Annotated in this window: 23 protein-coding genes; 11 read left to right on the top strand and 12 right to left on the bottom strand. The window is 44.8% G+C overall.

The annotated features are described in order from the left end of the window. Nucleotides 1–6 precede the first annotated feature (6 nt). Nucleotides 7–1,638 (top strand): chaperonin GroEL, encoded by a 1,632-nt coding sequence (gene groL, locus ACZIX4_RS13660; RefSeq protein ID WP_463336203.1) that lies wholly within the window; start codon nucleotides 7–9, stop codon nucleotides 1,636–1,638. Nucleotides 1,639–1,813: 175 nt separating this feature from the next. Beyond that, nucleotides 1,814–4,165 carry a hypothetical protein gene (locus ACZIX4_RS13655; RefSeq protein WP_463336202.1) on the top strand — a complete coding sequence of 784 codons (2,352 nt, stop codon included), beginning with the start codon at nucleotides 1,814–1,816 and terminating at the stop codon, nucleotides 4,163–4,165. Nucleotides 4,166–4,201: 36 nt separating this feature from the next. Here the strand turns inward: ACZIX4_RS13655 and ACZIX4_RS13650 are convergent, their stop codons facing one another. The 9 genes from ACZIX4_RS13650 to xrtF all read right to left on the bottom strand — a co-directional run bounded on the left by ACZIX4_RS13650 (nucleotide 4,202) and on the right by xrtF (nucleotide 12,286). Beyond that, nucleotides 4,202–5,113, bottom strand: a complete 912-nt coding sequence (locus ACZIX4_RS13650; RefSeq protein ID WP_463336201.1) for a YARHG domain-containing protein — start codon at nucleotides 5,111–5,113, stop codon at nucleotides 4,202–4,204. 133 nt (nucleotides 5,114–5,246) lie between these two features. Continuing rightward, nucleotides 5,247–6,134 (bottom strand): YARHG domain-containing protein, encoded by an 888-nt coding sequence (locus ACZIX4_RS13645; protein ID WP_463336200.1) that lies wholly within the window; start codon nucleotides 6,132–6,134, stop codon nucleotides 5,247–5,249. Beyond that, nucleotides 6,131–6,802 (bottom strand): DUF2306 domain-containing protein, encoded by a 672-nt coding sequence (locus ACZIX4_RS13640; RefSeq protein ID WP_463336199.1) that lies wholly within the window; start codon nucleotides 6,800–6,802, stop codon nucleotides 6,131–6,133. The genes ACZIX4_RS13645 and ACZIX4_RS13640 overlap by 4 nt, the downstream gene beginning before the upstream one ends. A 684-nt stretch (nucleotides 6,803–7,486) precedes the next feature. Then, complete coding sequence (locus ACZIX4_RS13635) at nucleotides 7,487–7,861, bottom strand: hypothetical protein (protein ID WP_463336198.1); 375 nt, start codon at nucleotides 7,859–7,861, stop codon at nucleotides 7,487–7,489. A 111-nt stretch (nucleotides 7,862–7,972) separates the two neighbouring features. Next, a complete protein-coding gene (locus ACZIX4_RS13630; RefSeq protein ID WP_463336197.1) occupies nucleotides 7,973–8,311 on the bottom strand; it encodes a heavy-metal-associated domain-containing protein in 339 nt (112 codons plus the stop codon). Nucleotides 8,312–8,518: 207 nt separating this feature from the next. Then, nucleotides 8,519–10,774: a TonB-dependent receptor gene (locus ACZIX4_RS13625; protein WP_463336196.1), complete on the bottom strand. Its 2,256-nt coding sequence runs from the start codon at nucleotides 10,772–10,774 to the stop codon at nucleotides 8,519–8,521. A 74-nt stretch (nucleotides 10,775–10,848) separates the two neighbouring features. Then, nucleotides 10,849–11,268, bottom strand: coding sequence for an HYC_CC_PP family protein (locus ACZIX4_RS13620; protein WP_463336195.1), 420 nt, complete (start codon nucleotides 11,266–11,268; stop codon nucleotides 10,849–10,851). A 54-nt stretch (nucleotides 11,269–11,322) separates the two neighbouring features. Then, nucleotides 11,323–11,763 (bottom strand): exosortase F system-associated membrane protein, encoded by a 441-nt coding sequence (locus tag ACZIX4_RS13615; protein ID WP_463336194.1) that lies wholly within the window; start codon nucleotides 11,761–11,763, stop codon nucleotides 11,323–11,325. Further along, nucleotides 11,741–12,286: an exosortase family protein XrtF gene (xrtF, locus tag ACZIX4_RS13610; protein ID WP_463336193.1), complete on the bottom strand. Its 546-nt coding sequence runs from the start codon at nucleotides 12,284–12,286 to the stop codon at nucleotides 11,741–11,743. The genes ACZIX4_RS13615 and xrtF overlap by 23 nt, the downstream gene beginning before the upstream one ends. Nucleotides 12,287–12,367: 81 nt before the next feature. On the opposite strand from xrtF, the gene ACZIX4_RS13605 reads away from it, so the two are divergent. From ACZIX4_RS13605 to ACZIX4_RS13585, 5 genes are all read left to right on the top strand, one after another. Continuing rightward, nucleotides 12,368–12,823, top strand: coding sequence for a GAF domain-containing protein (locus ACZIX4_RS13605; protein WP_463336192.1), 456 nt, complete (start codon nucleotides 12,368–12,370; stop codon nucleotides 12,821–12,823). A 182-nt stretch (nucleotides 12,824–13,005) separates the two neighbouring features. Further along, nucleotides 13,006–13,275 carry a 30S ribosomal protein S15 gene (rpsO, locus tag ACZIX4_RS13600; RefSeq protein WP_463336191.1) on the top strand — a complete coding sequence of 90 codons (270 nt, stop codon included), beginning with the start codon at nucleotides 13,006–13,008 and terminating at the stop codon, nucleotides 13,273–13,275. Between the two features lie 139 nt (nucleotides 13,276–13,414). Beyond that, complete coding sequence (locus tag ACZIX4_RS13595; protein WP_463336190.1) at nucleotides 13,415–15,736, top strand: polyribonucleotide nucleotidyltransferase; 2,322 nt, start codon at nucleotides 13,415–13,417, stop codon at nucleotides 15,734–15,736. A gap of 125 nt (nucleotides 15,737–15,861) precedes the next feature. Then, a complete protein-coding gene (locus ACZIX4_RS13590) occupies nucleotides 15,862–17,301 on the top strand; it encodes a TlpA family protein disulfide reductase (protein WP_463336189.1) in 1,440 nt (479 codons plus the stop codon). A 56-nt stretch (nucleotides 17,302–17,357) separates the two neighbouring features. Further along, nucleotides 17,358–17,594, top strand: a complete 237-nt coding sequence (locus tag ACZIX4_RS13585; protein WP_463336188.1) for an addiction module component CHP02574 family protein — start codon at nucleotides 17,358–17,360, stop codon at nucleotides 17,592–17,594. A gap of 365 nt (nucleotides 17,595–17,959) precedes the next feature. Here the strand turns inward: ACZIX4_RS13585 and ACZIX4_RS13580 are convergent, their stop codons facing one another. The 3 genes from ACZIX4_RS13580 to ACZIX4_RS13570 form a co-directional block, all read right to left on the bottom strand. Continuing rightward, a complete protein-coding gene (locus tag ACZIX4_RS13580; protein ID WP_463336187.1) occupies nucleotides 17,960–18,559 on the bottom strand; it encodes a CDP-alcohol phosphatidyltransferase family protein in 600 nt (199 codons plus the stop codon). 225 nt (nucleotides 18,560–18,784) lie between these two features. Continuing rightward, on the bottom strand, nucleotides 18,785–19,558 hold the full coding sequence (locus tag ACZIX4_RS13575; RefSeq protein WP_463336186.1) for an LA_2272 family surface repeat-containing protein: 774 nt from the start codon (nucleotides 19,556–19,558) through the stop codon (nucleotides 18,785–18,787). A gap of 119 nt (nucleotides 19,559–19,677) precedes the next feature. Next, nucleotides 19,678–20,502 carry an LA_2272 family surface repeat-containing protein gene (locus ACZIX4_RS13570; protein WP_463336185.1) on the bottom strand — a complete coding sequence of 275 codons (825 nt, stop codon included), beginning with the start codon at nucleotides 20,500–20,502 and terminating at the stop codon, nucleotides 19,678–19,680. Between the two features lie 100 nt (nucleotides 20,503–20,602). Between ACZIX4_RS13570 and ACZIX4_RS13565 the strand changes: the two genes are divergently transcribed. The 4 genes from ACZIX4_RS13565 (at nucleotide 20,603) to ACZIX4_RS13550 (ending at nucleotide 25,120) form a co-directional block, all read left to right on the top strand. Continuing rightward, a complete protein-coding gene (locus tag ACZIX4_RS13565) occupies nucleotides 20,603–21,565 on the top strand; it encodes a hypothetical protein (RefSeq protein ID WP_463336184.1) in 963 nt (320 codons plus the stop codon). Between the two features lie 200 nt (nucleotides 21,566–21,765). Next, nucleotides 21,766–22,317: an RNA polymerase sigma factor gene (locus ACZIX4_RS13560; protein ID WP_463336183.1), complete on the top strand. Its 552-nt coding sequence runs from the start codon at nucleotides 21,766–21,768 to the stop codon at nucleotides 22,315–22,317. Then, a complete protein-coding gene (locus tag ACZIX4_RS13555) occupies nucleotides 22,307–24,043 on the top strand; it encodes a hypothetical protein (protein ID WP_463336182.1) in 1,737 nt (578 codons plus the stop codon). Before ACZIX4_RS13560 ends, ACZIX4_RS13555 begins: the two co-directional genes overlap by 11 nt. Nucleotides 24,044–24,256: 213 nt before the next feature. After that, nucleotides 24,257–25,120 (top strand): sigma-70 family RNA polymerase sigma factor, encoded by an 864-nt coding sequence (locus tag ACZIX4_RS13550; RefSeq protein ID WP_020212501.1) that lies wholly within the window; start codon nucleotides 24,257–24,259, stop codon nucleotides 25,118–25,120. Nucleotides 25,121–25,147 lie beyond the last annotated feature (27 nt).

Genomic DNA, 25,147 nt, shown 5'->3' with positions numbered 1-25,147 from the left:
AACAAAATGGCTAAAGAAATAAAATTTGACATTGAAGCACGCGACGGCTTAAAACGTGGTGTAGATGCACTTGCAAACGCAGTAAAAGTAACCCTTGGCCCTAAAGGCCGTAACGTTATCATCAGCAAATCATTTGGCGGCCCTACCGTAACTAAAGACGGTGTGTCTGTTGCCAAAGAAATAGAGCTGAAAGACACCCTTGAAAACATGGGTGCACAGATGGTAAAAGAGGTTGCCAGCAAAACAAACGACCTTGCAGGTGACGGTACTACTACTGCAACCGTACTTGCACAGGCTATTGTAAAAGAAGGCCTTAAAAACGTTGCCGCAGGTGCTAACCCTATGGATCTGAAACGTGGTATAGACAAAGCTGTTGTAGCTATTGTAGGCGAACTTGCCAAGCAAAGCGCTGAAGTAGGCAGCACGTCTGAAAAAATTAAGCAGGTGGCTTCAATTTCTGCCAATAACGACGAAAGCGTGGGCGAACTTATCGCTACAGCTTTTGAAAAAGTGGGCAAAGAAGGTGTAATTACCGTAGAAGAAGCAAAAGGTACCGATACTTACGTAGACGTGGTAGAAGGTATGCAGTTTGACCGCGGTTACCTTTCAGCTTACTTTGTAACCAATTCTGAGAAAATGGAGGCTGAACTAGACAGGCCTTACATCCTTCTATACGACAAAAAAGTATCCTCTATGAAAGACCTGCTTCCGGTACTTGAGCCGGTTGCACAAAGTGGCAAACCGCTACTTATCATAGCTGAAGACGTAGATGGTGAAGCCCTTGCCACCCTTGTGGTAAACAAACTTCGCGGCGCACTTAAAATCGCTGCTGTTAAAGCCCCGGGCTTTGGCGACCGCAGGAAAGCGCTTCTTGAAGACATCGCCATCCTTACAGGTGGTACCGTAATTGCTGAAGAGCAAGGCTATACCCTTGAAAACGCTACCCTTTCTATGCTGGGTACTGCAGAAAAAGTGGTTATAGACAAAGACAACACCACAATTGTAAACGGTGCAGGTACAGAAGACCTTATCAAAAACCGTGTAAACCAGATAAAAGCCCAGATAGAGTCTACTACAAGCGACTACGACAGGGAGAAACTTCAGGAGCGCCTTGCTAAACTTGCAGGCGGTGTAGCCGTACTTTACGTAGGTGCTGCAAGTGAAGTGGAAATGAAAGAGAAAAAAGACCGTGTAGATGATGCACTTCACGCTACACGTGCCGCTGTAGAAGAAGGTATTGTAGCCGGTGGTGGCGTTGCCCTGCTACGTGCCAAGAAAGCGCTTGCCGACGTTAAGGCCGAAAATGCTGATGAGGCTACAGGTATCCAGATCGTATCTCGTGCTGTGGAAGCCCCGCTACGTACTATCGTAGAAAACGCAGGACTTGAAGGCAGCGTGGTGGTTTCTAAAGTAGCAGAAGGCGAAGGTGATTTCGGTTACAACGCCAAGACTGACGAGTATGTAGACATGCTTGCTGCAGGTATCATCGACCCTAAGAAAGTAACCCGTGTGGCCCTTGAAAACGCTGCATCGGTTGCCGGTATGATACTTACTACAGAGTGTGCACTGATTGAAGTAAAAGAAGAAGGAGCCGGAGGCGGTATGCCAATGGGCGGCGGTATGCCGGGCATGATGTAATCATCTGCATTTTTTCAAAATCATACAAGGGACGCTTCAGGGCGTCCCTTTTTTTGTATGCATACATGCTAAAGTGCGGTAAACGCCGTTTAACACTTGAGCTATATACAATATAAAGATTTATATTTGCATTGAAATCAAACCAATTTCTTAAAACCAATTTACACATTACCACATGAAAACAAGCTTAGGGCACAAACTTGCCGTAGTGTTATTGTTATTATTTTCCGCTTGCTTTGCCCAGGACAAGGAAGCTGCCGGCAAGGCACTTACCGATTATTTTTTCCTGGAGCGTGAAAACATACACCTGCAAACCAACAAAAGCGTATACATAAGCTATGAAGACGTATGGTTTAAAGGATATGTTTTCCACCGAAGGAAGAATGTACCGTTTTTCACCACTGTAAACATCTTCGCATCATTGATGGACGAAACCGGAAAAGTACTGGAAACACAGTTGGTTTACGGCAACATAGGCGGTTTTCAGGGGAGTTTTAAGTTGGGCAGCAGCCTTAAATCAGGGCGTTATTACATACAGTGCTATACCAACTGGATGAATAATTTTGCAGAAGACGAATCGGCTGTTGCAGAATTTACGGTAATCAATCAAAGTACCGGGGCTGGCACTGCGCTTGCAGGCCCAGACCCTTCTAAATTGAATGTTGACATTGCCCCGGAAGGCGGTAATTTTGTAGCGGGTGTTACCAATATCCTCAGTATACATGTATCGGACTGCAACCATGAACCAACCGAAGTTACCACCGCCGATATTACCGACAGCGCAGGCAACGTGCTGAAAAAAGTACAGATAAGCAAGCTTGGTTACGGTCGTTTTGACATTGCCCCTAAGGCCGGCGAAACCTACAAAGCTATTGTAACGCATAACGACAAAACCTTTGAAGTACCATTACCTGTAGCAGGTTCTGGCATTACACTTGAGGTTAATAACTACCTTTCGCCCGACAAAACTACGGTTACCATACGTACCGATAACCCCGCCAAATACAAATCGCTTTTATTGCTGGTACATAAAGACGACCATGTGAATATGTATGAAGTGCAAGCAAAAGCGGAAATAAAACTGGCTATATCCAATGCCGACCTTGCTGAAGGACTGAATACCATACGCCTGCTAGACGCCGACCTGAATGAGCTGGCCCAACGCGCAATTTTCAAATTCCCGACAGCGGCAACAGCAGTTACCGTAAATCGGGATGGCGAAAATGTGGAATATGTAGAACTTACCGGTAAGCTAAACCACCCGGCCATGTTTAACCTGAGCATGACGGTACTGCCCGAAAATACCCTAGCACTGGAACAGGATAACGATATTTATTCTTCCCTATGGATATTACCTTACATTCAAACCGATAAAAATGCCCGTGGTAAATACTACTTTAACACCATAAGCCGTGCAAAAGCCTATGAGCTGGATATGTACCTTATGGGTAAAGCCAGCAAATACAAGTGGAATGACATACTAAAAAACCCGCCTAAGAGCAACTATAGCTTTGACATGGGGGTTACGCTTAAAGGCACATTACCGGAAAAACTTGCAGGGAAAACCGGCAAGAAAGACCGCGTGCAATTGTATTCGCTTACTGCCGGGCTTAATGAGTATACTAATGTAGATGATAACGGCAATTTTGAGTTTGACAAGCTGGTGATACGCGATTCTACCCATGTTAGTTTCAGCCTGATACCCGAAGGTGGCAAAGCTAAAGTGTTTGATGTTAAGCCTAAGATAACCGATGGTCTCAAGGATTTCAACAAAAAGTACAAACCTGCACAACGCTGCTATATAGCTACTGCTAATACTGCTGCACCCGAAATACCGGGATTTGTACCTGATGCCATAGAGCTGGAAGAAACAGTAATCAATGCCAAGCGCCTTAAATACGAGAGGAGCTTTGGTAACGGTAACCTTAACGGCGTAAAAATCGGGGATAAAGAAGGTAATGCCTACCGTAATGTAATGCAGTACATCATATCTCGCGGATCATTTAATGTAGACCCGGGAGGTATAGGCCGTGACGCACACATCTACTCGCGCCAACGAAACAGTATGAATGCTGCACAAAGCGAACCTATTATCTATATAAACAACTCACAGCTGCTGGACCACAACCAGCTTACCATTATAACTATGGACGAGGTAGATGAAATTTATATTAGCTCTACTGCACTGGTGCCTTCTGTGCGCAACTTCAGCGGGATAATAAAAATATACCTGAAACCCGCCATGGCTTATAAAACAAAAGACAGGAATGCCACACCCGATATTATTGTAACCAATGGATTTGAAAAATACCCTGTATTTAAAAACAAGAAGTACAACTATAGTTCGGCAGGGTTTGAAAACTTTGGGGTAATAGACTGGCAGGCCGAGATAATGACCGATGAAAACGGCAGCTTTAAGTTTAAAATACCAAACATCAACCTTAAAAAGGTTAAGGTTTTGATAGAAGGCTTTAGTGCCGACGGTAAATTAATTTCTGAAATAAAGACATTAGAATTTAAACCATAAAAAAAACGGGAGCAATAATTTGCTCCCGTTTTTTTATTACCTCCCAAAGTATTCATAATGGTCGGTAGCGTATTGTTCCATGCGTTTTAGCAGGGCTATATTGTCTTTTTCAAGCTTGGTAAGCTCTTTATCCACATTAGCTGATACCGGCACATACCATTCTGTAACCTCAAAGAAATAGCGCAGTGATGTCCGCTTAAACGAATACCCATGGCGCGCAAAAATGGTGTTACGGATAATTTCAAGGTCTAACTTGCTAAGGTTTTTTAGTTCCTCCTCACTAAGTTTTTGTGTAGAGCCATTCAGCTTAAATACCTCATCAGATGCCTCCCTGAAAAGCTCCAGCACTTCTTTTTCCTCTTTTATTTCTTCACCTTCCTTGTAGGTATATACAGTATCTTTAGTAATGGATGTCCCCCAGTCTATCAGTTCACTGTCAGGGTTCAGCATCTGGTCAGGATTATATTTAAACTCACGCTGCACCAGTTCAAGTTTTTTTACCTTTACCTTTCCCGGAGTAGGTATGTAAGCTTTCCATGTACCAAATATAGTATCGTTTACCATCGTAAGTTCAAAGGTACCAGCTCCTTCCATAGTGCCGGGTTCCCTAAGGGTAAACCGTTTATAACCATGCTTATCCTGCCTCATTTCTCCCTTAACAGGGCGTGCTTCACCATTTATGATACTTACCCCGTATACCGTTTTATCAATAATACGGTTTATCTTCAGGCTAAGTTTGGCACTTTCCTCCCGTGTCAGGGTAGTATCATAATCCGATTCGTTATAATCGTCATTACGCATACCCGTCCAATAGCCATACAGCCGTTTGTGGGGTTCGTTGTTAATTTCATGATAGGCTATGGCCTGTGGCTTGCCCGTGGTTTCTTTTTCGTCCTTGCAAGAAACTAACGCAAGGGCCGCTATAATACAAAGTAGCGCTTTTTTCATTGTTAAGGGTTTTAGTTGGCACTCATTACGATATGCTATCGTAAGGCGAAGATATACATTTTAATAATATCGGGGGCAAAAAGAAAGGCCGCCTTACAGCAGCCCCTCTCCCATTTTAAAAAACCAATACAATTTACCTGCCGAAGGATTCATAATAATCATTGGCATATTTTTCCACACGTTGCAGCAGAGTAATATTTTGTTTTTCAAGCTTTGTAAGCTCGGCATCAACATTGTCTGAAATCGGTACGTACCAACTATACTGCTCAAAAAAATCACGTAACATTTCGCCCTTAAACATCAAACCATGCCTTGCGTATATGGTGTTCCTGATTATCTCAAGGTCAAACTTGCGCATGTTTTTCAGTTGCGACTCTGTAAGCTTTTGTGTTGATGCATTTACAGAATATATATTTTTTGAAGATGTGCGAAACTGCGTGCGCCTGTATACTTTTTTCTTTTCCTCTTTTTTATCTTCCTTTTTAGGATTATCCCAATCAATAAGTTTATAATTGTCTAAAGGCATCACAGCCGCATCATAAACAAATTTTGTCTTGAGTAAAACAAGAGGTATTTTACTTTCGCCCTGAAATTCAGAAAAACTTCCTTTAAGTGTATCACCGGAAACCTCAAAAGTATAAGAACCTTCGCCATCCCCATCACCCGGTTCTTTAAGGGTTACAAGCTTTTTGCCACCGTCTTCTTTATAGGTACCGTTTAAAGAGCGTTGTTTCCCTTCCACAACACTATTGCCTACAACCACCCCTTCGGTTATTCGGGTTATGTTAACAGTTATACGCTGGTCAGCTACATCCAGTATATCTGAGTCATAACTTAAAAAACCTGTCCATATACCATACATATCGGTATGCTCATCCTTTACCGATTCTTCAGGGGTTACATTGTCATTCACAGCCAGTAGGCCGTCCATGCCTTCATTTTCGGTTGCCGGGGTATCGGCGTGCCTTTGGCAGCTAAGCAACATCAGTAGCCCGGCTGCAAGTGTTAACATTTTTCTCATGGTTGTTGTTTTAAACGTTGGTATTTATAGTAAATAATCAATTCGGCAATGATAAGGTTTGGCACCCAGCCCGCCCAGGCTATGATTTTATAGGTTTCCATAGGCGGCAGTTGAAACAGCACCACAATAACCACCTTCCACATACGCAGGGTTACCGCACTAAGGCACAGTGCATAGCTGCGTATCATCCAGCGGCGGTGGGCGGCAAAATCACGTGCGGTAATACGGCGCATGGCCAACCATGTAGTAACCCACCACAGTACACTGAGCAGCACAAACGATATTTTACTTGGTAAACCGCCATTAGCATACACACCCATGTACAATCCGCTGGGTGCGGCTATGGCCAAAAGCAATACCACATACCCGTAACCCGACCAGCGGTGTAGCTTTTTCCCTGCCCTGCTGCGGAACGTAAAGAACTGTACAAACCCCAGCAGCAGTACAAATATGCTGGTGTATACATGGCTGTAAAAGACATAGCGGTATTCGGGCAGGGTGGTTACCTCGGTTTGCTTTATCATTAAAAAAGCCACATTGGTGTTGTACGGTATATAATCAAGCGTGAGGCGTACCATGAGCCAGAAGAAATACGCAAAGGCCGCCACCGGCAGCAGTACCGTGTACGAATAGTTTCCGTTTATGGTGCGTAAGGTTTTCAGTGCCATGGGGTTGGTATTAGCTTAAACATAAAACGCTGAATGCTATGAGATTATTTTAAAGATACAAAAATAATACGGCCACCCTAAAAAAGAAAATCCCCACATGGAGATGCGGGGATTTTCGTAACCAACCAATTAAAAAACACCTTGATACTACGAGAGTATCATATTGTTAGTTGCATTATGGCATGCAACGCTTAAAGAGTAATTTTTTCTGTCAATACTATATCTTTTTAAAATAATTCCCTCCCCCTGGCGAGGAAGGGAATTGTCAACCAACTAATTAAAAAACACCTGATATTGTGCAGTTTCGGCACATATAATCTTTAACAACTATCAACCTATTACCCCGCTGCTACTTGAAAAAAAAGGACTGTGGTGTTTACGATGCAGTCAGCGGGAATTATAGGTGACGTGTGTTTGGTATATATAAATCTTTATAGAAATGAACGTGTTTGTTGTTCCCCGTAAAGGGTAAAAAAAGGAATACCGGGTAGCAAACAGGCGTGCCCACTGCCGGTATTCCGGGCAATTAACAACTTATTTTGAAATGCATCCTCTAACTCACAGGACACATTAGTAATAACGAAATTTAAAAATAGAAAGATTAAAACCGACGTACAGATGAAGTATGAAACTGTGCGGGTTTTATGTAAGCAGCGCGTGGGACCAACACACACCGCAAAAGGTTTAGAGGTGGTATTTCCAGTTACAGTACAGGTCGTATAACGGGATGTGGTAATTGTCTGTATAAAGTGCAAGGCTGTTACCGGTTAGCAAGGCTGTGCTTAGCTGCGTTGTAACGTTTGGTGTTGTGTAATTGTAAAACAGTACAAGGTCGGTATCGTCGCCGTCTGCATCGGGCAGCTGGTTCAGTACCTCAGGGACGGCCTGTTTTACGTTGGCAGCAAACCATGTTTTGGCAGATGCTTTTTTATCGGCAGTTGCCATAACCGGAAGCCTGTAGGCAAACCCTTTGGCTACACTTGCAAAAAGGAAAAACAACACCATGCACAGGGTGGTTGTCCCTTTGCCTTTTGTTGTTATGTTCTTTAGTGCTTTCATGTTGCCTTATTTGTCTGATACAAATTTATGGCATTTTATAATTACCTATCCTTAGGGTTTCCTTAAAAAAATACCCCTCTCGGTAAGAAAGGGGTACTGTATCAATATTTATTAACCTCGCTTATACTGGCAGCAGCTGTGCAGGTTATTATAAGCCTCTTCGGTAGCCTTTACCTTATCGGTATCATGGCCGCTTTTGGCTACAGCAGTACGCACATCGTCTGCGCTGCACTTGGTTTCATCTATAATAATGTGCAGGGTTTGGTCGTCCTCGTGCCACTCAGCCGATTTTACCCCCTTAACGGTGTAGGCCGCTTTTTCTATACGGCGCTTGCACTGGTCGCAGTTGCCTTTAACCTCCACATCGTACTTGGCGGCTTTTTTCTTTTCCTGCGCCTGCATGGTAAAGCCCGCAAGCATGATAAGCAATACAAAAATGATTTTTTTCATGGTACTGTATATTTATAAAATTGTTTTTAATCTACTATATTTTTTAACCACCCCGGCTTTCAGCTCCTTACCGTCAGTCATTGCGAGCGGAGAAACGGAGCGTGGCAATCTTTTAGATTACTTCGTCGTGCCTCCTCGTAATGACAGACGATTGAGTGAGCATTCCCCTCCTTTGGAGGGGTGCCCGTAGGGCGGGGTGGTTTTTGATTATTTCACTTTAAATCGTAACCCGGCATAATACATTTGCCCGAACACAGGGCCATAGACCAGCGTAGTATCAAAATACTGGCCAAAAGGGTCGTTAGCACCTACTATGGCATTGCTTTGCCTGTAGTTGCCTATGTTCTCGCCGCCTACATACACTTCAAACACGCTGCTGAAACTGTGTGTTACCTGTGCGTTCATGGTAGCGAATGCCGGTGAGTAATCGCCCCTTTGGTACTCGGTAGGGTTGCTGCCCGTATAAGGTAAACGCTGTTTATCAAGCCAATTGTATGTAAAGTCGAATTTCCATTGCTTGCCGCCTTCGTGTACGTGGGTTTCATAAGACACGTTTGTGAAGAAACGGTTTTTGGCCTGTAGCGTTTTTTCAAACCTGCCGGTGTTGTAATCCGTTTGTATGTCGTAATACTTATACGAAGTGCGTACCTTAAAGTGCATGGTAATCTCATAATTCAGGTCTACCTGAAGGCTGTTTGCAAAGCTTTTACCGTCAAGGTTGTAGAACGAAACCTCCTGCGGGCTGGCAAAGGCATCTACCACCACCTGGTTTTGGAAATCGGTGCGGTAAAAATCTACGGCAAGTTCCAGGTTGCGGTTAAACACTGTGAAGTTCTGTACAAAGCTTACACCGTAGTTCCATGCAATTTCCGGGTCAAGGCCATACAGCTTGCCACCTTCATTGGCAATATAAAACCTACGCGACGACCCGAAGTACTGTTGGTTTTCGGCAAAGATATTCGCAGCGCGTTTGCCCCTCCCGGCAGAAGCCCTTAGGGTTGCCTTTTCCCATGGGTTATACTTAAGGTGTAGCCTTGGTGCACCAAAAGCACCCAGGCGGTTGCTGTAATCAAAACGTCCGCCCAGCACCAGGCTGAAGTTATCGGCATTATCATATGTGTATTCAAAGAACGCCCCTGCCGAATTATCGGTACGGTCATAATCGCGGCCATTATCGCTAAAGTAAAGATAGGCAAACTCATTATACCTGTCATACGTAGCGCTAAGCCCGGTAGAGAACTTGTTCATGGTGTTGTCTACAATAGAGCTGAAGATAAGGTTGGCATAGCCACTTTTCTGGGCAATATCGTACTGGTTAAACCCGAAGTACGATTCCTGGTTGTGGTAGTTAAACGCCGTTTGCAGGCCAATGCTTTGGTAGGGCATATCGGGCCATACATAGCCCAGCTTAGCTGATGCATCTACTTTATCGGTATTGATTTCGCTACCCCAGTGGTTGGTGGTGAACTTATCCGTGTCGGGATCAAAGTCTACTTCACCTGCCTGTTTTTCATCGCGCATGTAGCGCAGGTTGATAAAACTTACCCAGCCTTTTTCCACATCGTGGTATTCCCAGCGGTTCATCAGGTTTATCTGCTTGGCCAGCGGGTTATCCAGGAAACCGTCGTTGTTCATGTCGTACTTGCCTACGCGGGTATTGCCGTGTACAAATAGCATGGTATTCCATTTGTCCGATACTTTTTGTTTAAAGTGGGCATTCAGCTCATAACGGCCACCCATGCCTGCATACGCATTAAGGAAAAAAGGGTCGCTGTTTTCAGGCTTAATAAGTTCGTAGTTTATTTGGCCCGAAATACTTTCAAAACCGTTTATTACCGGCCCGGCGCCTTTGGTTACCTGTATGCTTTCTACCCAGGTACCCGGTACAAAGGTAAGCCCGTAGGCCTGCCCGGCCCCGCGTACCGCAGGGATATTTTCTTCTGAGATGAGAAGGTACGGACTGGTAAGCCCCAGCATTTTTATCTGGCGGGTACCGGTAAGTGCATCGCTGAAGTTTACGTCTACCGATGGGTTGGTTTCAAAGCTTTCGGCTATGTTACAGCAGGCAGCTTTGGTAAGTTCCTTAGCACCCATGGTACTTGTATTTAATGCCGAAACCTGGTTTCGCCTCAGGCTGTTCAGGGTTTTATCTACGGTAACGCCCTGTAGCTGTTGGCCTCCGTCGGGTTTTAGCTGGTGCGATATGTGTTGTGGCGTATGTATGTGCAGTGTGTCGCTTTTGTAGCCAAGGTAGTTTATTACCAGCATCATGTTTTCTTTAGAAAACGGTATGGTAAAGTCGCCATTACCATCGGTAGATGTGGCTATAGTGGTGTTGAGCCAAAACACATTGGCTCCCGGTAGCGGCTGGCTCTTTTCGTCGAGTACCTTTCCGGTTACATTTTCCTGGGCATTAGCAGTATACAGCCCAAGAAACAATAATATCACGAGGATTTTATGCATAAAAATGAATTTCAATAGTTAATGATGTGTTTTTCCCAACAGAGGTTGGGAACCCGTCAAAAAAACTATGAAATTCAGGCGTATAAAACGTATTGGCAATACAGTTTGTAGAGTGGCGGTGCATTGGTTTCGGCATAAAATGCAGGTGCATCTTTCTGTACAGAAAGCGGCTGTTCATAAGTGAAAAGCGCTGCATTGTAAGCTTCGGAAACGTAAAAAGCACCCAAATCCAGCTGTAATGATTTTACAAGGGTTTTGTCGCTTTTGTCCTCCAGTTTTACCACGCCGTGCTTGCAGCAGCTTTTTTTGGCTGCACCCGCACAGCAGGTTTTCTTGTGGTGCTCTTTCGGCATGTCGCAGCGTACTGCCGACTTGTACGTAAGCTTTAATTCAGAAACCTGGCCGTGGCAAAAATGCACATTGAGCATCAGGCCCATATTGCTGAACAATACGAGTGCCGAAAGTATAATGCTTATGTACCTTTTTAGTTTCACTGCCGCAAAGTTATGGAAAGTAATGTTTTACTAACGAAAATATCCCGAAAAATATTATGCCTTTATGTGTTTCTGGTAATAGAACGCAGGTAAAAACAGCAACAGCAGCAACGGTTGCATAAGGAACCTGCGCAGGTAGAACACACCTTTTTGCGGTGGTGCATCCATACTGAGCACAGCATATAGCCCTAAGGCAAGCAATATAAACAACCCGGCATAAAGCACAGCCGTTACCTTTATTATGGCGATGTCCTTAAATGCCAGCCACAATATACCCAACGACAGCAGCGTATTCAGCGCGTACCTGAAAAAGTAGCCCAGCATCAGCCTGCCCATATCATAAGGCGGCAACGGGGCGTTTCGCGTATGTTTAAAAAACACCAGTAACGGATCGTAAAAGAGGCTTTGCTCAAAGAAGCGTACACACACCAGCAGCATCAGCAATATTGCTATACCTGCCCAGTGTAGGGGGCTAAGGGTTGGCTTTTTTTGCATTGGAATAAAATTTAGTTACCCAAACAAACCACAAGATAAACACCACACCGTATATAAACAGCGGAAAGGCTATATCATGCAAAAAACGCCAGTACTCACGATAATAAAACCCGGCAAAGGCCAGCAGGGTAATGCGTACTATATTCAGCACGTGTATGATGATTATGCCCGAAATGATAAAAACCGCTACCTGCTTAAAGCGTGTATAAAACGCCGCCACAAACGCCGCAAAAAGTATCATAACGCTTACGGCATTACAGCCTTCCACTATGCGCATTATCTGTTTATCATTTACAAAAAAGCGCCATGCGGGTACTTGCGTATGTGGCTCCAGATGCGATTCATGGCCAAACTGGCGTACCATCCATGAGGTTTGTCGCGAAACCACATCGGTAATACCGTCGGGCTCCAGGCCGGTATATTGAGATAAATAAAGCCAGTAGATGCCCGCCAGCACTATGTAGCAGCCTGCAAAACGCAACAGAAACATAAAGAAGGCTTTGTTGTCTGAAATGAATTTCATTGGGGACAATTTTTAACAAAAATATATAAATCGGCCGTGGCATACTAAGTACCTTTGCATAAAATTTAGAAAGCTTAACAAATGACATTTGAAGAACTTCAACCGAAAGTTACCGATATACTGGAACACGACAATATACTTCGCGAAGATAAACTACTGCAATTGTGCCATTTATTGCGCGATAATATAGACTATTATGACTGGGTGGGCTTTTACTTCCGTAATGGCGACAAGGAAGAACTTATCCTTGGCCCTTATGCCGGAGAGCCGACTGACCATACCGTGATTCCGTTCGGTAAGGGTATCTGCGGCCAGGTGGCCGTAAGCAACCAGAACTTTGTGGTGCCCGATGTTACCGCACAGGACAACTACATAGCCTGCAGCATTACTGTAAAAAGCGAAGTTGTGGTGCCGCTGTTTGTAAACGGTGCCAACATAGGCCAGATAGACATAGACAGCAACGTGCTTGATGCCTTTGACGAAGCAGACGAACGCTTTTTGGAGTTTGTGAATGCGCAGGTAGCCAAATTGTTTTAATTTGTTTCAGGTTTCAAGTTTAAGGTTTAAGGTTTTCACTCAGTCCTAAGAGCCGTAAGAGTAAGAACCTTAAACCTTAAACTTGAAACAACATTTTCTTGCTTGTCAGCAAAAAATGTTTACCTTTGCACCCAAAATCGGGAAAATCCCGGATACATAATAATCATTTTAATAATATTAGCATGTACTTAACTAAAGAAGTTAAAGCGGAAATTTTCGCTAAACATGGCCAGGTTGCTACTAACACCGGTAGCACAGAAGGGCAGATTGCTCTTTTCACATTCAGGATTAACCACCTTACAGGTCACCTTAAGAAGAACCGCCACGACTACAACACTGAGCGTTCTCTTGTGAAACTGGTAGGTAAAAGGAGGAGCCTTCTTGACTACCTGAAGAAGAAAGACATCAACAAATATCGTGAGATTCTGAAAGAACTTAACATCAGGAAATAATCGAATGAGAAGAGGTGCCCGCGCGCCTCTTTTTGTTTTATGGCATTTACAAAAAAAGTTTTGGTTTTTCATTGGGTACTAAACAACTACACAACAACACAACAAACAACACCCATTGTTTAATCAAAAAAATTAACAGATGATTCCAAACGTAATCAGGGAAACTATTGACCTGGGGGATGGACGTACCATCTCAATTGAAACGGGAAAACTGGCCAAACAGGCAGACGGATCTGTAGTAGTACGCATGGGCGATACCATGCTGCTGGGTACAGTGGTATGCGCAAGGACAGCAAACCCGGGGGTAGACTTTTTACCGCTTACGGTAGACTACCGCGAAAAATTTGCCGCTGCAGGCCGCTTCCCGGGAGGCTTCTTTAAACGTGAAGCCCGCCCAAGCGATGCAGAAGTACTAACCATGCGCCTTGTAGACAGGGTACTGCGTCCGCTTTTCCCGGATGACTACCACTGCGAAACACAGGTGATGATACAGCTGATGAGCCACGACGAAAACGTGATGCCCGATGCTCTTGCAGGCCTTGCCGCTTCGGCTGCCCTTGCAGTATCAGACGCGCCTTTCTACACACTGATTTCTGAAGTGCGTGTAGGCCGTGTAAATGGTGAGTTTATCATTAACCCAAGCAAGGCACAGCTTGCAGAAAGCGACATCGACATGATGATTGGTGCCAGCGCTGACTCTGTAGCCATGGTAGAGGGTGAAATGAAAGAGATATCTGAAGCCGAGATGGTGGAAGCTATTAAATTTGCCCACGAAGCCATTAAAGTGCAGATTGCCGTACAGGAAAAACTTAGGGCTGCTGTAGCCAAAGGTTTCCGTGAGTACGAGCCTGAAGCAAATGACGACGAGGTGAAGGCTAAAGTATACGAACTGAGCTACGACAAGTACTTTGCCATAGCACAGGAAAGTTCTGCCAAGAGCGAGCGTTCTGAGAAGTTCGGTATAGTGAAGGAAGAAGTAATTGCTGCCTTTACTGAAGAAGAGCGCCTTGAAAAAGGTGAGCTTATTACTAAGTACCTTTACAAAGCGCAGAAAGAGGCAGTACGTAACGTAATCCTTGACCTGGGCATACGCCTTGACGGCCGTAAGACAAACGAAATACGCCCTATATGGTGTGAGGTAGATTACCTGCCTTCTACACACGGTTCGGCAGTATTTACCCGTGGTGAAACACAGGCGCTTGCTACGGTAACCCTTGGTACATCTCGTGAGGCGAACATTATCGACCTTCCGTCTGAGCAGGGTGAAGACCGTTTTTACCTGCATTACAACTTCCCTCCGTTCTCTACAGGTGAGGCTAAACCACTAAGGGGAACATCAAGGCGTGAAGTAGGCCACGGTAACCTTGCACAACGTGCACTTAAAAACATGCTTTCTGAAGAGAACCCGTATACTGTACGTGTGGTATCTGAGGTGCTTGAATCTAACGGTTCGTCATCTATGGCTACCGTATGTGCCGGTACACTTGCCCTTCTTGATGCAGGTGTGAAGCTTAAAAAGCCGGTATCAGGTATCGCTATGGGCCTTATCTCAGACGATGCTACAGGCCGTTGGGCTGTACTGAGCGACATCCTTGGTGATGAAGACCACCTGGGTGATATGGACTTTAAAGTAACCGGAACGGCTGACGGTATTACCGCCTGCCAAATGGATATAAAAATTGAAGGCCTTCGCTATGATATTATGGAGAAAGCCCTTGAACAGGCTAAAGAAGGACGCCTTCACATCCTTGGCAAGCTTACAGAAATTATAGCTGAGCCTCGCGAAACCGTGAAACGCCACGCTCCGAAAATCATCAAGACTACGATTCCTGGCGATTACATCGGTGCGCTTATTGGCCCTGGTGGAAAAGTTATCCAGGAACTACAAAAAGCTACCGGTACTACTATCGTTATTAACGAGGTAGAAGGTGTAGGCGAAGTAGAAATCCTTGGTGTAAGCCCTGAAGGTATGCAGGCTGTCCTTGATAAGATCGACTCTATCGTATTTAAGCCGGTTGTAGGTGAAACATACGAAGTGAAAGTTATCAAGGTACTTGAATTTGGCGCAGTGGTAGAATATACCCAGGCTGCCGGAAACGAGGTACTGCTGCACGTAAGCGAGCTTGACTGGGCACGTACTGAAAACGTAACCGACGTAGTGAACATGGGCGATGTGTTTAATGTAAAATACATCGGTATAGACCCTAAGACCAAGAAGGAAAAAGTATCGCGCAAAGCGTTGCTACCTAAACCTGAAGGGTACCAGGAGCGCCCACCACGCGAAGACCGTGGACCAAGGGATAACCGCGGCAGGGACGACCGTGGCGGACGCGATAACCGTGGGCCAAGGGACAACCGTGGCGGCAGGGACGACCGTAACTCACGTGACCGCGGCCCAAGGGAGGAACGCAGGAACGATGCCCCACGTGAAAACAAGGGTGACGCACCACAAGAATCTTAATCATACTGAAATAGGTTAATTCTGATAAGAAACCTGCTACTGTAAAAGTGGCAGGTTTTTTTATGCCCGTACCGTTGCTTTTTTTGTACTTTAGTAGGGCTATAACATAAACCAAATCAAGCCTTATGAAAAATATCTGCTTTTTCATTTCATTCCTGTGCACGCTGGCCATACAGGCAAAACCCGTAATCATTACCGGAAAAATAAACGGGAAGTTGCCCGATGTTATCCGCTTTACAGCACCGGTAAACAGTAAAACCGGATTTGAGGCCTATTATACCACCACTGCCGATGCGCAGGGTAATTTTGTTATAAAAACAGAAATAGAATATGTTGCGTTTATAGATATTTACCACGACTTTAAATTTGCAGGCTGCATTGTGGCGCAACCGGGTAATGTTTACAGCATCATCATTAACGAAGAAAAAGGCAAGGTTACCTCTGAGATTTCTTCTAAAGATGCTGAGGTACAAAAGCTGTACAATACCGTATTGGGTACCCAACGCCTTGGGGCTGCGGTAGACCTTTCGCAGAAAACAATCAACATAGCTAACGCAGGTGAACTGAAACAAACCTATACCGCAATGCTGCAAAAGGACACCGATGCTTTTACAGCGCTGTACACTTCAAAAAAGATAAATAAGGACGTTTACGAAGCGCTAAAACACGAACGTAAGTTTTTCTATGCGGTGTCTATGGCCTACAACATCCTCACACAAGGAATGAAAGCCGGGCAGGCCGATGCAACATTGGCTCCCGAATTGATTGCACTTGAAAAAGAAACACTGCTGTACAACACCACACCACTTACCGAAATTCAGCGCGATCCTTTAGGGTATTACTACATACAGGTGGCACTTACGTTCAGGTCGTATGAAGGCAGTAATTTCAAACCTTCTCAAACTACTGAAAAATCTTGGTTTGATACCTCGCGCGATTGGCTGGATGCCGGCAGGCACGAATATTTTATGGCAGCCAGCATTGCCAATGACCTTGCCGAAGGCAGGAAAGAAGAAAGCCTGCTGCTGCAATATGAAGACTTTAAAAAGGCCTACCCAAAAAGCACCTATACAAAATTCCTGGAGCCGGGCATAGCCCCTATTGTTACATTCAGCAAGCAAAAAACCACACTTGAACATGCTGCATTTGTGGAAGGGTATGACAAGATAAATAACCTGGAACAGTTGGCAGCCAAATTTCCCGGGAAGAAACTATACATAGACGTTTGGGCTACCTGGTGCGGTCCCTGCCGTGACGAGTTTAAACACAAGGAGCAACTTTATGCCACGCTGAAAGAGCACGATGTAGCGGTGGTGTACATTTCCCTTGACGATGATAACAGGGACGAGGCCTGGAAAAAGATGATTAACTACTACGCGCTGGAAGGCCACCACCTGCGTGTGAACAAACAGTTTGACACAGAACTGGGCAGGTTGTTTGACCATGGCGGGAGTATATCAATACCCTGGTACATAATGATAGGGAAAGATGGGGCTGTTAAAAAACTACATGCCGCCGCTGCTTCGAATCCTGAGGAGTTAAAGAAGCAGCTTGAGGCATTGTAGTATTTTGCGTCATCAGACAATAGTTTTTTTTGTATTTTTGGTTCAAAGGATTTGTTATGAAATTGCAATACATATCAGATAGCGAAGGTAATACTACTGCAGTAGTCATACCTATTGACGAGTGGAACGAGATAAAGGCAAAACATGCCGACATTGCTGATGCAGAGAATGATTATGAGCTGCCAGAGAGCGCTAAAGCAATGCTTGATGAGCGTATAGCTACAGAGAAAAAATCTGATTTTTTACCTGTTACTGAAGTCCATAAACGGTTGAGAGAAAAATATGGCTTATAAGGTTATATTATCACCCAAAGCAATTTTAGACATCGAAAATACCTTTGAATATTATTCAAATAAAAGTTTGCAGGCACTTAAAAATTTGAATAAAGAACTTGAATCGGCTTATGAGGCAATAAGTATTAATCCTTACTATAAAATAAAGTATAAAAATGTAGCGGGGTTTTCCCCTCAAAAAGTTTCCTTTTTTGATTTTGTATACTATAGATGATATTGAAAAAACTGTTTATATCTATAGCGTTTTCAATACTTACCAAAATCCGGATAAATATCCTCTTAAAAAAGCGGACACATTCTGAGTATAATAATAAAGCTGCCTTATGGCAGCTTTATTATTTTATGAAAGAACTCAAGTTCAGTATTTATCCGTTAAACAACTTGTTACGTTTGATGTCCCTTCCCTGTCGCAGTTGCCAGGCATGCCAGGCACTGGGTACATCGTGTGTCCATTTGGGCAGCAGGAAGATGATAAGGTATACATCGATATGCGAAATGATGCCAAATATTACGGCCAATGCAAACGGAATCCCGGCATAGCCAAAACCTAAAATGGATGTAAAGGCAGCAAACAGCGTTATACCCCACAATTTGCTGAGCAGTGCATGCGTGCAGGTTTCCTTGCCGAATTTAGCAAAGCTGAATGCATAGGTAAGCCCTTCCATTACAAAAAGCGTGATGATGGCGTAGCGGTTCCCGATGATGATTTCGGGGTTCAGTACCCAGCCGCACCAACCCGCGCAGAGCCAGAAAACGACATCTACCTGACTGTCCAGGCGGCGCATAAATGTTGTGGATATGCCCTGTTTCCGGGCGATGATGCCATCAAATATGTCGGATAGTATACCTAATAGCAGTAGCCCGGCCAGCAGTAGCCGAAGTGGTTCGCCAAAGCTGTAGGTTAAATAAATCATGAACGGACCCAGCAAGAGCCTGAACAGTATAAGAATATAAGGTAATTTCATTTTTTAAAGCTTCTTAGTTTCTTAGCTTCTGAGATACTGAGTTTTTTCAGCAGGCTCAAAAGTAGTTTTTATAATTGATAGTTATTCCGAGATTTAACTTCGTTCAGCCTTCGGGGTCTCCACTCCGCTACGCTTCGGTCGATCCGAGGGTTATGCCCGAACTAGCGAAGCAAATGGAAGATCAATCCCGATTGAAGCCGCTCAGTGGCTAAGCAGCTAAGTCGCTCAGCCGCTTCTCCTGAAATTCCAATTCACAATCGGCAATGAACGCTTTTCATTTACATTCCAAAGGCCTATCTGTAAGCCCCGGCATTTTTTGGCTTCGTTGTACAGGCCTATTTGCAGGCCGTTCATTTCCCGGTAGGAGAAGTTGAATGCGCTTATCGTAATCCCTTTAAAATAATCAGCCTCGTTAATACCGCCCAGCATTACTCCATTAAATTTTTTAGCCGAATTGATAAATGCCAGGTGCAGCCCCTCGCCTTCTACACACCAGTTACCTATACCTGATATAAATAGCCCGTTCATTTTACGGCTGCTGTGGTACAGTCCGGACAGGAAAAAACCGTTGCTTTCCAGCCCTACATTTATGGGCGAAATCCCCATGCCGTTTATGCGCGCATTGCCCCTAAAACCCGTTAGTGAAACATTCAGCCCGTTTACGGTAGCTTCTAAAGTTGTGTTATCCTTACGGTCTGGGTTGGGCCGTGTACCCAGTATGGCGAAAGGCGCTAATGGGTTTAGTTCCAGGTTAAAGCCGTTTACCGTTACGGGGCGGTCGTCAAAAACACTCAGGCCAATGCCCAGGGTCATGCCGTTTACCTTATTGGTGCTGGCAGGCAGCGGCGTAAACCTGAAGGCACGGGTTTTCAGTGTGTCCTTAACAAACACAACTGTTTTTACGGGTTCGGTGCGGGGTTTTATGTCCTGCGTTAATGTGTCGGCTTCCTGCGCAAATACGGTTGCGGAAAGCAATAGTGCGATGATTAGTGTTTTCATTTTTTAAGCTTTTTAGCTGCGGGGCTTCTTGGCCCCTGAGCAGCAGATTGGTTATAATTTATTTATGTAGTTAAAAAACACCCGATTGAAGCTGCTCAGTGGCTAAGCAGCTAAGTCGCTCAGCTGCTCCTCCTGAAATTCCAATTGATAATAGGCAATGAACGTTTTTCGTTTACGTTCCAAAGGCCTATCTGTATGCCACGCAGTGTTTTGGTACGGTTAAACAGCCCTATCTGAACGCCTTTGAATAACTCGGGTGGTGCTATTACGTTATTGAAAGCACCTATCTGCACCCCGGTGAATGTCCTTGGTTTGCCCAAAATGGAATTGATTAAACCCACCTGCACACCTTTAAAGTCGGTATATTCATTGTTTATTGCCGAAAGTTGCAGGCCACGCCCACGGTACACGTCGTAGTTAAAAAACGACATCATAAGGCCTTTGGCATAAATGCTGCCGGCACTACAGCCGCCTATGCTAATCCCGTTGCAGGAATAGGAGTAGTTGCCAATACCGCCTATGGTAATGCCGTTTACATTTTTTAGCGACTGAGTCACTGCCGAAACCGTTATACCGTTTACATCGGCAAAGGCGTTGGTGCCACAGCTCAGGTTAATGCCGTTGATGATTTCGTTCGGGATTTTTTTACCAAAGGCGGCATAGTCTTTTTCATCGGAAGGGTAATTCACCTGGTCTACCGGGAAGATGATGGTAAACAGCAGCAGCGACTGCGACAGGGGTTCTATACGCAGGCCGTTAGAGCGTACGCTTACGGTATCGCTCTCTAAATAGGTATCAGACCCTATACCGGCCGATATGCCATATATGTCGCTGTCGCCCGTGGTGTACAGGCCGAAGGGAATACGCACTTTGCGTTTTTGTGCCAAAACTGTTGCCGGTAACAGCATAAGCAACAGCAGTACTAAAATTCGTTGTGTATTCATAATAATAAGGTTTTTGATATACCAAACTTATTGTTATAAATGCAAGTGGTTCTGTACAAAACAATTATCTTTACGAGGCGTTTTGCGAAAATCACAAATCATGACCAACCAGGAATTATTGCTTAAACAAATACGTAAGCGCTCGGCACCCGATGCATCGCTTATAGATACCATAGCTACGGTACTACAGGTGTCGTATGATGCGGCCCACCGCAGGGTTTCGCTGAAGAGCCGTTTCAGCATAGACGAAACCATTACCCTATGCAGGCATTTCGGTATTGGTATGGACAGCCTTTTCAGGGGCGATGAGGTGGTGCTTACGCGAAAGACCGCCGAAATACGCACCCCGCACGATATGGCGCGTTACCTGAAGGAATCGGCTGATAACATCGGCATGTTTGCTACTATGGAGGGTGCCAGGATGTTTTATTCGGCCAAGGACATACCGCTGTTCCATACGGTGGGCGGCACATTGCTCAGCAAGTTTAAGATATATGTGTGGCTCAACCTGCTTTCGGGAGAAGGGCCGCACAACCGCTTTGAAGATTTTACGGTATCGGTACCGTTGTTAGAACACGGCGAAGCGCTCCGTAAAGTATACAGCAGCCTTGAGGTACATGAAATTTGGAACGATACCACCATAAACAGTACCATGCAGCAGCTGTATTACTATTACAAGTCGGGGCTGCTGAGCCTGCACAGCGCACAATTACTATGTGCTGATTTGGCACAGATACTTACCGATGCAGAAAACCGCTGCTGTGCCGACGGCAGCCGCTACCACCTGTATTATAACGAACTGCTGATACTGAACAACAACGTGCTGATTACCGCCCCGCAAAAGCAGTCGCTTTTTGTGCCGTATACCATGCTGGGTTATTTTATTACAGACGATGCAGCCACGTGCAGCAATACCGAACGGTTCTTTGGCCAGCAGATAAAAAACTCCATGCTGCTTAACAGTAGTGGCACACGCGACCGCAAAGTGTTCTTTAACCGGGCACACCAAAAGATAGAAGGTTACCTGCAACGCATGCGCACCGAGAGTGAAACAGGGTTTTAAGAAAAAAATAAAATATTTTTTATGTTTTAACGCAACCTTTTTAAAACCCCGCAGACTATAAGATATAAACACTAACAAACAAGCTAAATCAAAAACCACGCACTTTGTTTTAGTAGTCCAAAAAATGCTATGAAAAAGAAAAAACACCAGTTGGACTTGAACCTGTAAATTGATTCTATGATTTAAAAAAATTACCGGCTTTGGACCTCGATAAAGTAATTAAGGGCTGTATAAAAGGAAAGGCTGCCGCACAACAGGAACTGTATGTGGCCTACCGTGCTATGCTTTTTTCACTCAGCCTTAAGTACTGCCGTAACATTGAAGAAGCCGAGGACAACCTGCACAATGTGTTCATAGAAATTTTTACAGGTATTGGTCGGTATCAGGGCAAAGGCTCGTTTGAGGGCTGGATGAAGCGCATCACCATAAATAAGGCTATAGACAGCTATAAAAAGATGATAACGCTGGTTCCGGTTAAAGACGACCTGCCCCAGGATACCACGGTTACCGAGGAGGAAATGAATGTGCCGGCCGAATACATAATGCAACTGGTACAGGCGCTGCCGGACCAGTACCGCTTGGCGTTTTGCCTGTACGAACTGGATGACTATTCGCACAAGGAAATTGCCGGTATGCTGGGCATCAGCGAAAGCACCAGCAAAAGCAACCTGCACAGAGCCAAGGCGCTGCTAAAGCAGAAACTTGAAAAAAAAAATAACGTATTTCCAACCTACGTAAGCAATGGAGGATAATAGCAAAGATATAGGGCGTGCTATAAGAGCTAAGCTGGAGGGTTACAACAAAACACCCTCAGATGCTCCGTGGGAAAAAATACAGGCCCACCTGGAGCAGGGCCGCCGCCGGAAAAAGCGGCAATTTATGTATTGGTTAAAACGTACGGCCCCGGTTTTACTACTGCTGTTACTGGCAGGAGGCTACTGGCTGTACATTAATACTAACGAAAATAATAAGATAAATAGCAGTGCTACAGAAAACCTTCCTGCAACTGGCCAAGGGGCAAGCAGTGGTGCGGCCAACCAAAATAATGGGATTGCCAATGGTGATACCGCAGATGGCAAGGGGCAACAGCAATCTACTAATAATGATGCCGCCGCCGATGGTAACGTGCTTACAGAAAGGACTCTTCACGGGGCTGAAAGCGGCAGGGATGCTGCCGCGATAAAACAAAGTACCGGTACGCTTACTAAAGGGAGCAAAGGTACAAAAGCCAATACGGCTGTTTCGGTAAACAATGGAGTGACTGATACAGACAATAGTAATACAAATACTAAAGCTGCCGGTATGTCGGGTAGTAAGTCTTCCCGTAAGAACAGCCAGGCTAAAGGCAGTAGTACAGGTGCTTATGCAGTTGGCAGTATTACTAAAAGTAACAGTACACAAAAGCAGGGTTATAATAAAGGTAAACGTCCCGGTATAACTGCTACAGCAGACGATGGCGTCTCTGGTACAAATGATAGTAGTGTGGCCGGGGTTAAAAAATCGGGTGGTAAAGGCGCTAAACGCAAGGCAGCCAACGCTAATGCCAAAAACAATAAAAATACGGTAATCACTCAGGAGAAAACCGATGATATTGCTGACGAAAGCAAGGACAACCCTCAGGAAACTGCTGCTAAAAACAGCGTACACAATTACAGGAACAACAGGGCAAACCCCGTGGTGGCTTATGTGTGTGATACTGACAGTTCCTGTGTGGTAAAACAGCATAAAGACAGCATACCGAAACAAAATAAGAACAAAACCAAAAGTAATCAGGATGGTACTGCTGTAAACCTTGACTATAAAGAGTTTTACGCCTTTGCCTACGCGGTGCCTGCAGAGTTCATGTTTAAGGATAGCCAAAGCCTGATAGACGCAAGGCTAAACGGCAATTCGGCAGATACTAAACTTTCTGTAGGATACGGCGCTTATATAGGCTACCGTTTTTCGGCGAAAGCCAGCCTGCGTGCCGGGGTTATGTTTGCCAAAATTGAGCAGGAAACCAAAAATGCGGTGGCATCAGAAGGTGGCGCAACTTTGGCCGATTTTACCGGGGTAGACTATAAGAATGGGGTATCCAACCAAACGCTGGCAGATGCTTTTGGCGACAGCAGCTTTAACCTTGTACAAAAAACATCGCTGCTGGAAATACCGTTAGAATTTGAATACCGCTTAACGTCGGGAAGGTTTGGCATCAGCGCGCTTGCCGGGGTGAGTGCCATAAGCATTAGTACTAATACACTTACTGCACAAGGCAATGGGCTTAGCATTAAAACCGGAAGCATCAGGGCAAATGACAACATCAGTTTCAGTACCGGTGCAGGAGTACAGCTGCATTACGCCATCACACCGTCGCTTCAAATAAATGCCGAGCCGTACTTTAAATATTACATGAATACCTTTAACAAGGAACCAAACGATACAAAACCGTTCAGCATTGCCCTAAGGGCCGGGCTGCAATATAATTTTGACCTTAAATAATTTTAGTTTTTACCTAAGCTAAGCTAGTTTTCTCCAGGAAATGCCGCACCAGGTACAGGGTGCGGTATTTTCATTTTTTATAACTACCTCATTACAAAGCATAAAACTTTACAATTTGTTAAAAATAAAAATATTTTGGCCTGCTGTGTAACCTTTTTAGTGCTCTGTACGTATAACTACTGAATATTAAATTTTAACTCAGGAGTTTTATACATGAGACAGTTAAAAATTACAAAGCAGGTTACCAACAGGGAAACTGCATCATTAGACAAATACCTCCAGGAGATTGGTAAAGTGGATTTGATCACTGCGGATGAGGAGGTAGAACTGGCACAGCGCATAAAAGCAGGTGACCAGCGCGCCCTTGAAAAACTGACTAAAGCTAACCTTCGTTTTGTGGTATCGGTTGCAAAACAGTACCAAAATCAGGGCCTTACGCTGCCCGACCTTATTAACGAAGGTAACCTTGGCCTTATAAAAGCCGCCCAGCGTTTTGACGAAACACGCGGTTTTAAATTTATCTCATACGCCGTATGGTGGATCCGCCAGTCGATACTTCAGGCACTGGCCGAACAGTCACGTATTGTAAGGCTTCCGCTGAACAAGATTGGTTCTATCAACAAGATCAACAAAATGTATGCCCTGCTGGAGCAGAGCAACGAACGTGCCCCAAGCGCCGAGGAAATAGCCAAAGAGCTGGATATGACCGTAAACGACGTTAAGGAAAGCATGAAGAACAGCGGACGCCACCTGTCTATGGATGCACCGCTTGTGGAAGGTGAAGACTCTAACCTGTATGACGTACTTCGCTCTGGCGAATCGCCAAACCCGGACAGGGAGCTTATCCACGAGTCGCTTCGTACCGAGATAGAGCGTGCGCTTGAAACACTTACCCCTCGTGAGGCTGACGTAGTAAGGCTGTATTTCGGCCTTGGCGACCAGCACCCTATGACACTTGAGGAAATAGGTGAAACCTTTGACCTTACCCGTGAGCGTGTGCGCCAAATTAAGGAAAAGGCCATAAGGAGGCTAAAGCATACATCGCGTAGCAAAATACTGAAAACCTATTTAGGCTAATTGCTTCAAAACGAAAAATCTACAAAA

Source organism: Flavobacterium niveum, from assembly GCF_055231775.1.
This window is presented reverse-complemented; position numbering and strand designations above follow the sequence as displayed.

Bases quoted from the DNA above. Each gene is read 5' to 3' on its own strand.
- ACZIX4_RS13655 (WP_463336202.1), top strand. From the start codon at position 1,814: ATGAAAACAAGCTTAGGGCACAAACTTGCCGTAGTGTTATTGTTATTA.
- ACZIX4_RS13615 (WP_463336194.1), bottom strand. From the start codon at position 11,763: ATGCAAAAAAAGCCAACCCTTAGCCCCCTACACTGGGCAGGTATAGCA.
- ACZIX4_RS13630 (WP_463336197.1), bottom strand. From the start codon at position 8,311: ATGAAAAAAATCATTTTTGTATTGCTTATCATGCTTGCGGGCTTTACC.
- ACZIX4_RS13605 (WP_463336192.1), top strand. From the start codon at position 12,368: ATGACATTTGAAGAACTTCAACCGAAAGTTACCGATATACTGGAACAC.
- xrtF (WP_463336193.1), bottom strand. From the start codon at position 12,286: ATGAAATTCATTTCAGACAACAAAGCCTTCTTTATGTTTCTGTTGCGT.
- ACZIX4_RS13640 (WP_463336199.1), bottom strand. From the start codon at position 6,802: ATGGCACTGAAAACCTTACGCACCATAAACGGAAACTATTCGTACACG.
- ACZIX4_RS13595 (WP_463336190.1), top strand. From the start codon at position 13,415: ATGATTCCAAACGTAATCAGGGAAACTATTGACCTGGGGGATGGACGT.
- ACZIX4_RS13635 (WP_463336198.1), bottom strand. From the start codon at position 7,861: ATGAAAGCACTAAAGAACATAACAACAAAAGGCAAAGGGACAACCACC.
- ACZIX4_RS13625 (WP_463336196.1), bottom strand. From the start codon at position 10,774: ATGCATAAAATCCTCGTGATATTATTGTTTCTTGGGCTGTATACTGCT.
- ACZIX4_RS13570 (WP_463336185.1), bottom strand. From the start codon at position 20,502: ATGAATACACAACGAATTTTAGTACTGCTGTTGCTTATGCTGTTACCG.
- ACZIX4_RS13565 (WP_463336184.1), top strand. From the start codon at position 20,603: ATGACCAACCAGGAATTATTGCTTAAACAAATACGTAAGCGCTCGGCA.
- ACZIX4_RS13585 (WP_463336188.1), top strand. From the start codon at position 17,358: ATGAAATTGCAATACATATCAGATAGCGAAGGTAATACTACTGCAGTA.
- ACZIX4_RS13590 (WP_463336189.1), top strand. From the start codon at position 15,862: ATGAAAAATATCTGCTTTTTCATTTCATTCCTGTGCACGCTGGCCATA.
- ACZIX4_RS13575 (WP_463336186.1), bottom strand. From the start codon at position 19,558: ATGAAAACACTAATCATCGCACTATTGCTTTCCGCAACCGTATTTGCG.
- rpsO (WP_463336191.1), top strand. From the start codon at position 13,006: ATGTACTTAACTAAAGAAGTTAAAGCGGAAATTTTCGCTAAACATGGC.
- ACZIX4_RS13550 (WP_020212501.1), top strand. From the start codon at position 24,257: ATGAGACAGTTAAAAATTACAAAGCAGGTTACCAACAGGGAAACTGCA.
- ACZIX4_RS13555 (WP_463336182.1), top strand. From the start codon at position 22,307: ATGGAGGATAATAGCAAAGATATAGGGCGTGCTATAAGAGCTAAGCTG.
- ACZIX4_RS13645 (WP_463336200.1), bottom strand. From the start codon at position 6,134: ATGAGAAAAATGTTAACACTTGCAGCCGGGCTACTGATGTTGCTTAGC.
- groL (WP_463336203.1), top strand. From the start codon at position 7: ATGGCTAAAGAAATAAAATTTGACATTGAAGCACGCGACGGCTTAAAA.
- ACZIX4_RS13650 (WP_463336201.1), bottom strand. From the start codon at position 5,113: ATGAAAAAAGCGCTACTTTGTATTATAGCGGCCCTTGCGTTAGTTTCT.
- ACZIX4_RS13580 (WP_463336187.1), bottom strand. From the start codon at position 18,559: ATGAAATTACCTTATATTCTTATACTGTTCAGGCTCTTGCTGGGTCCG.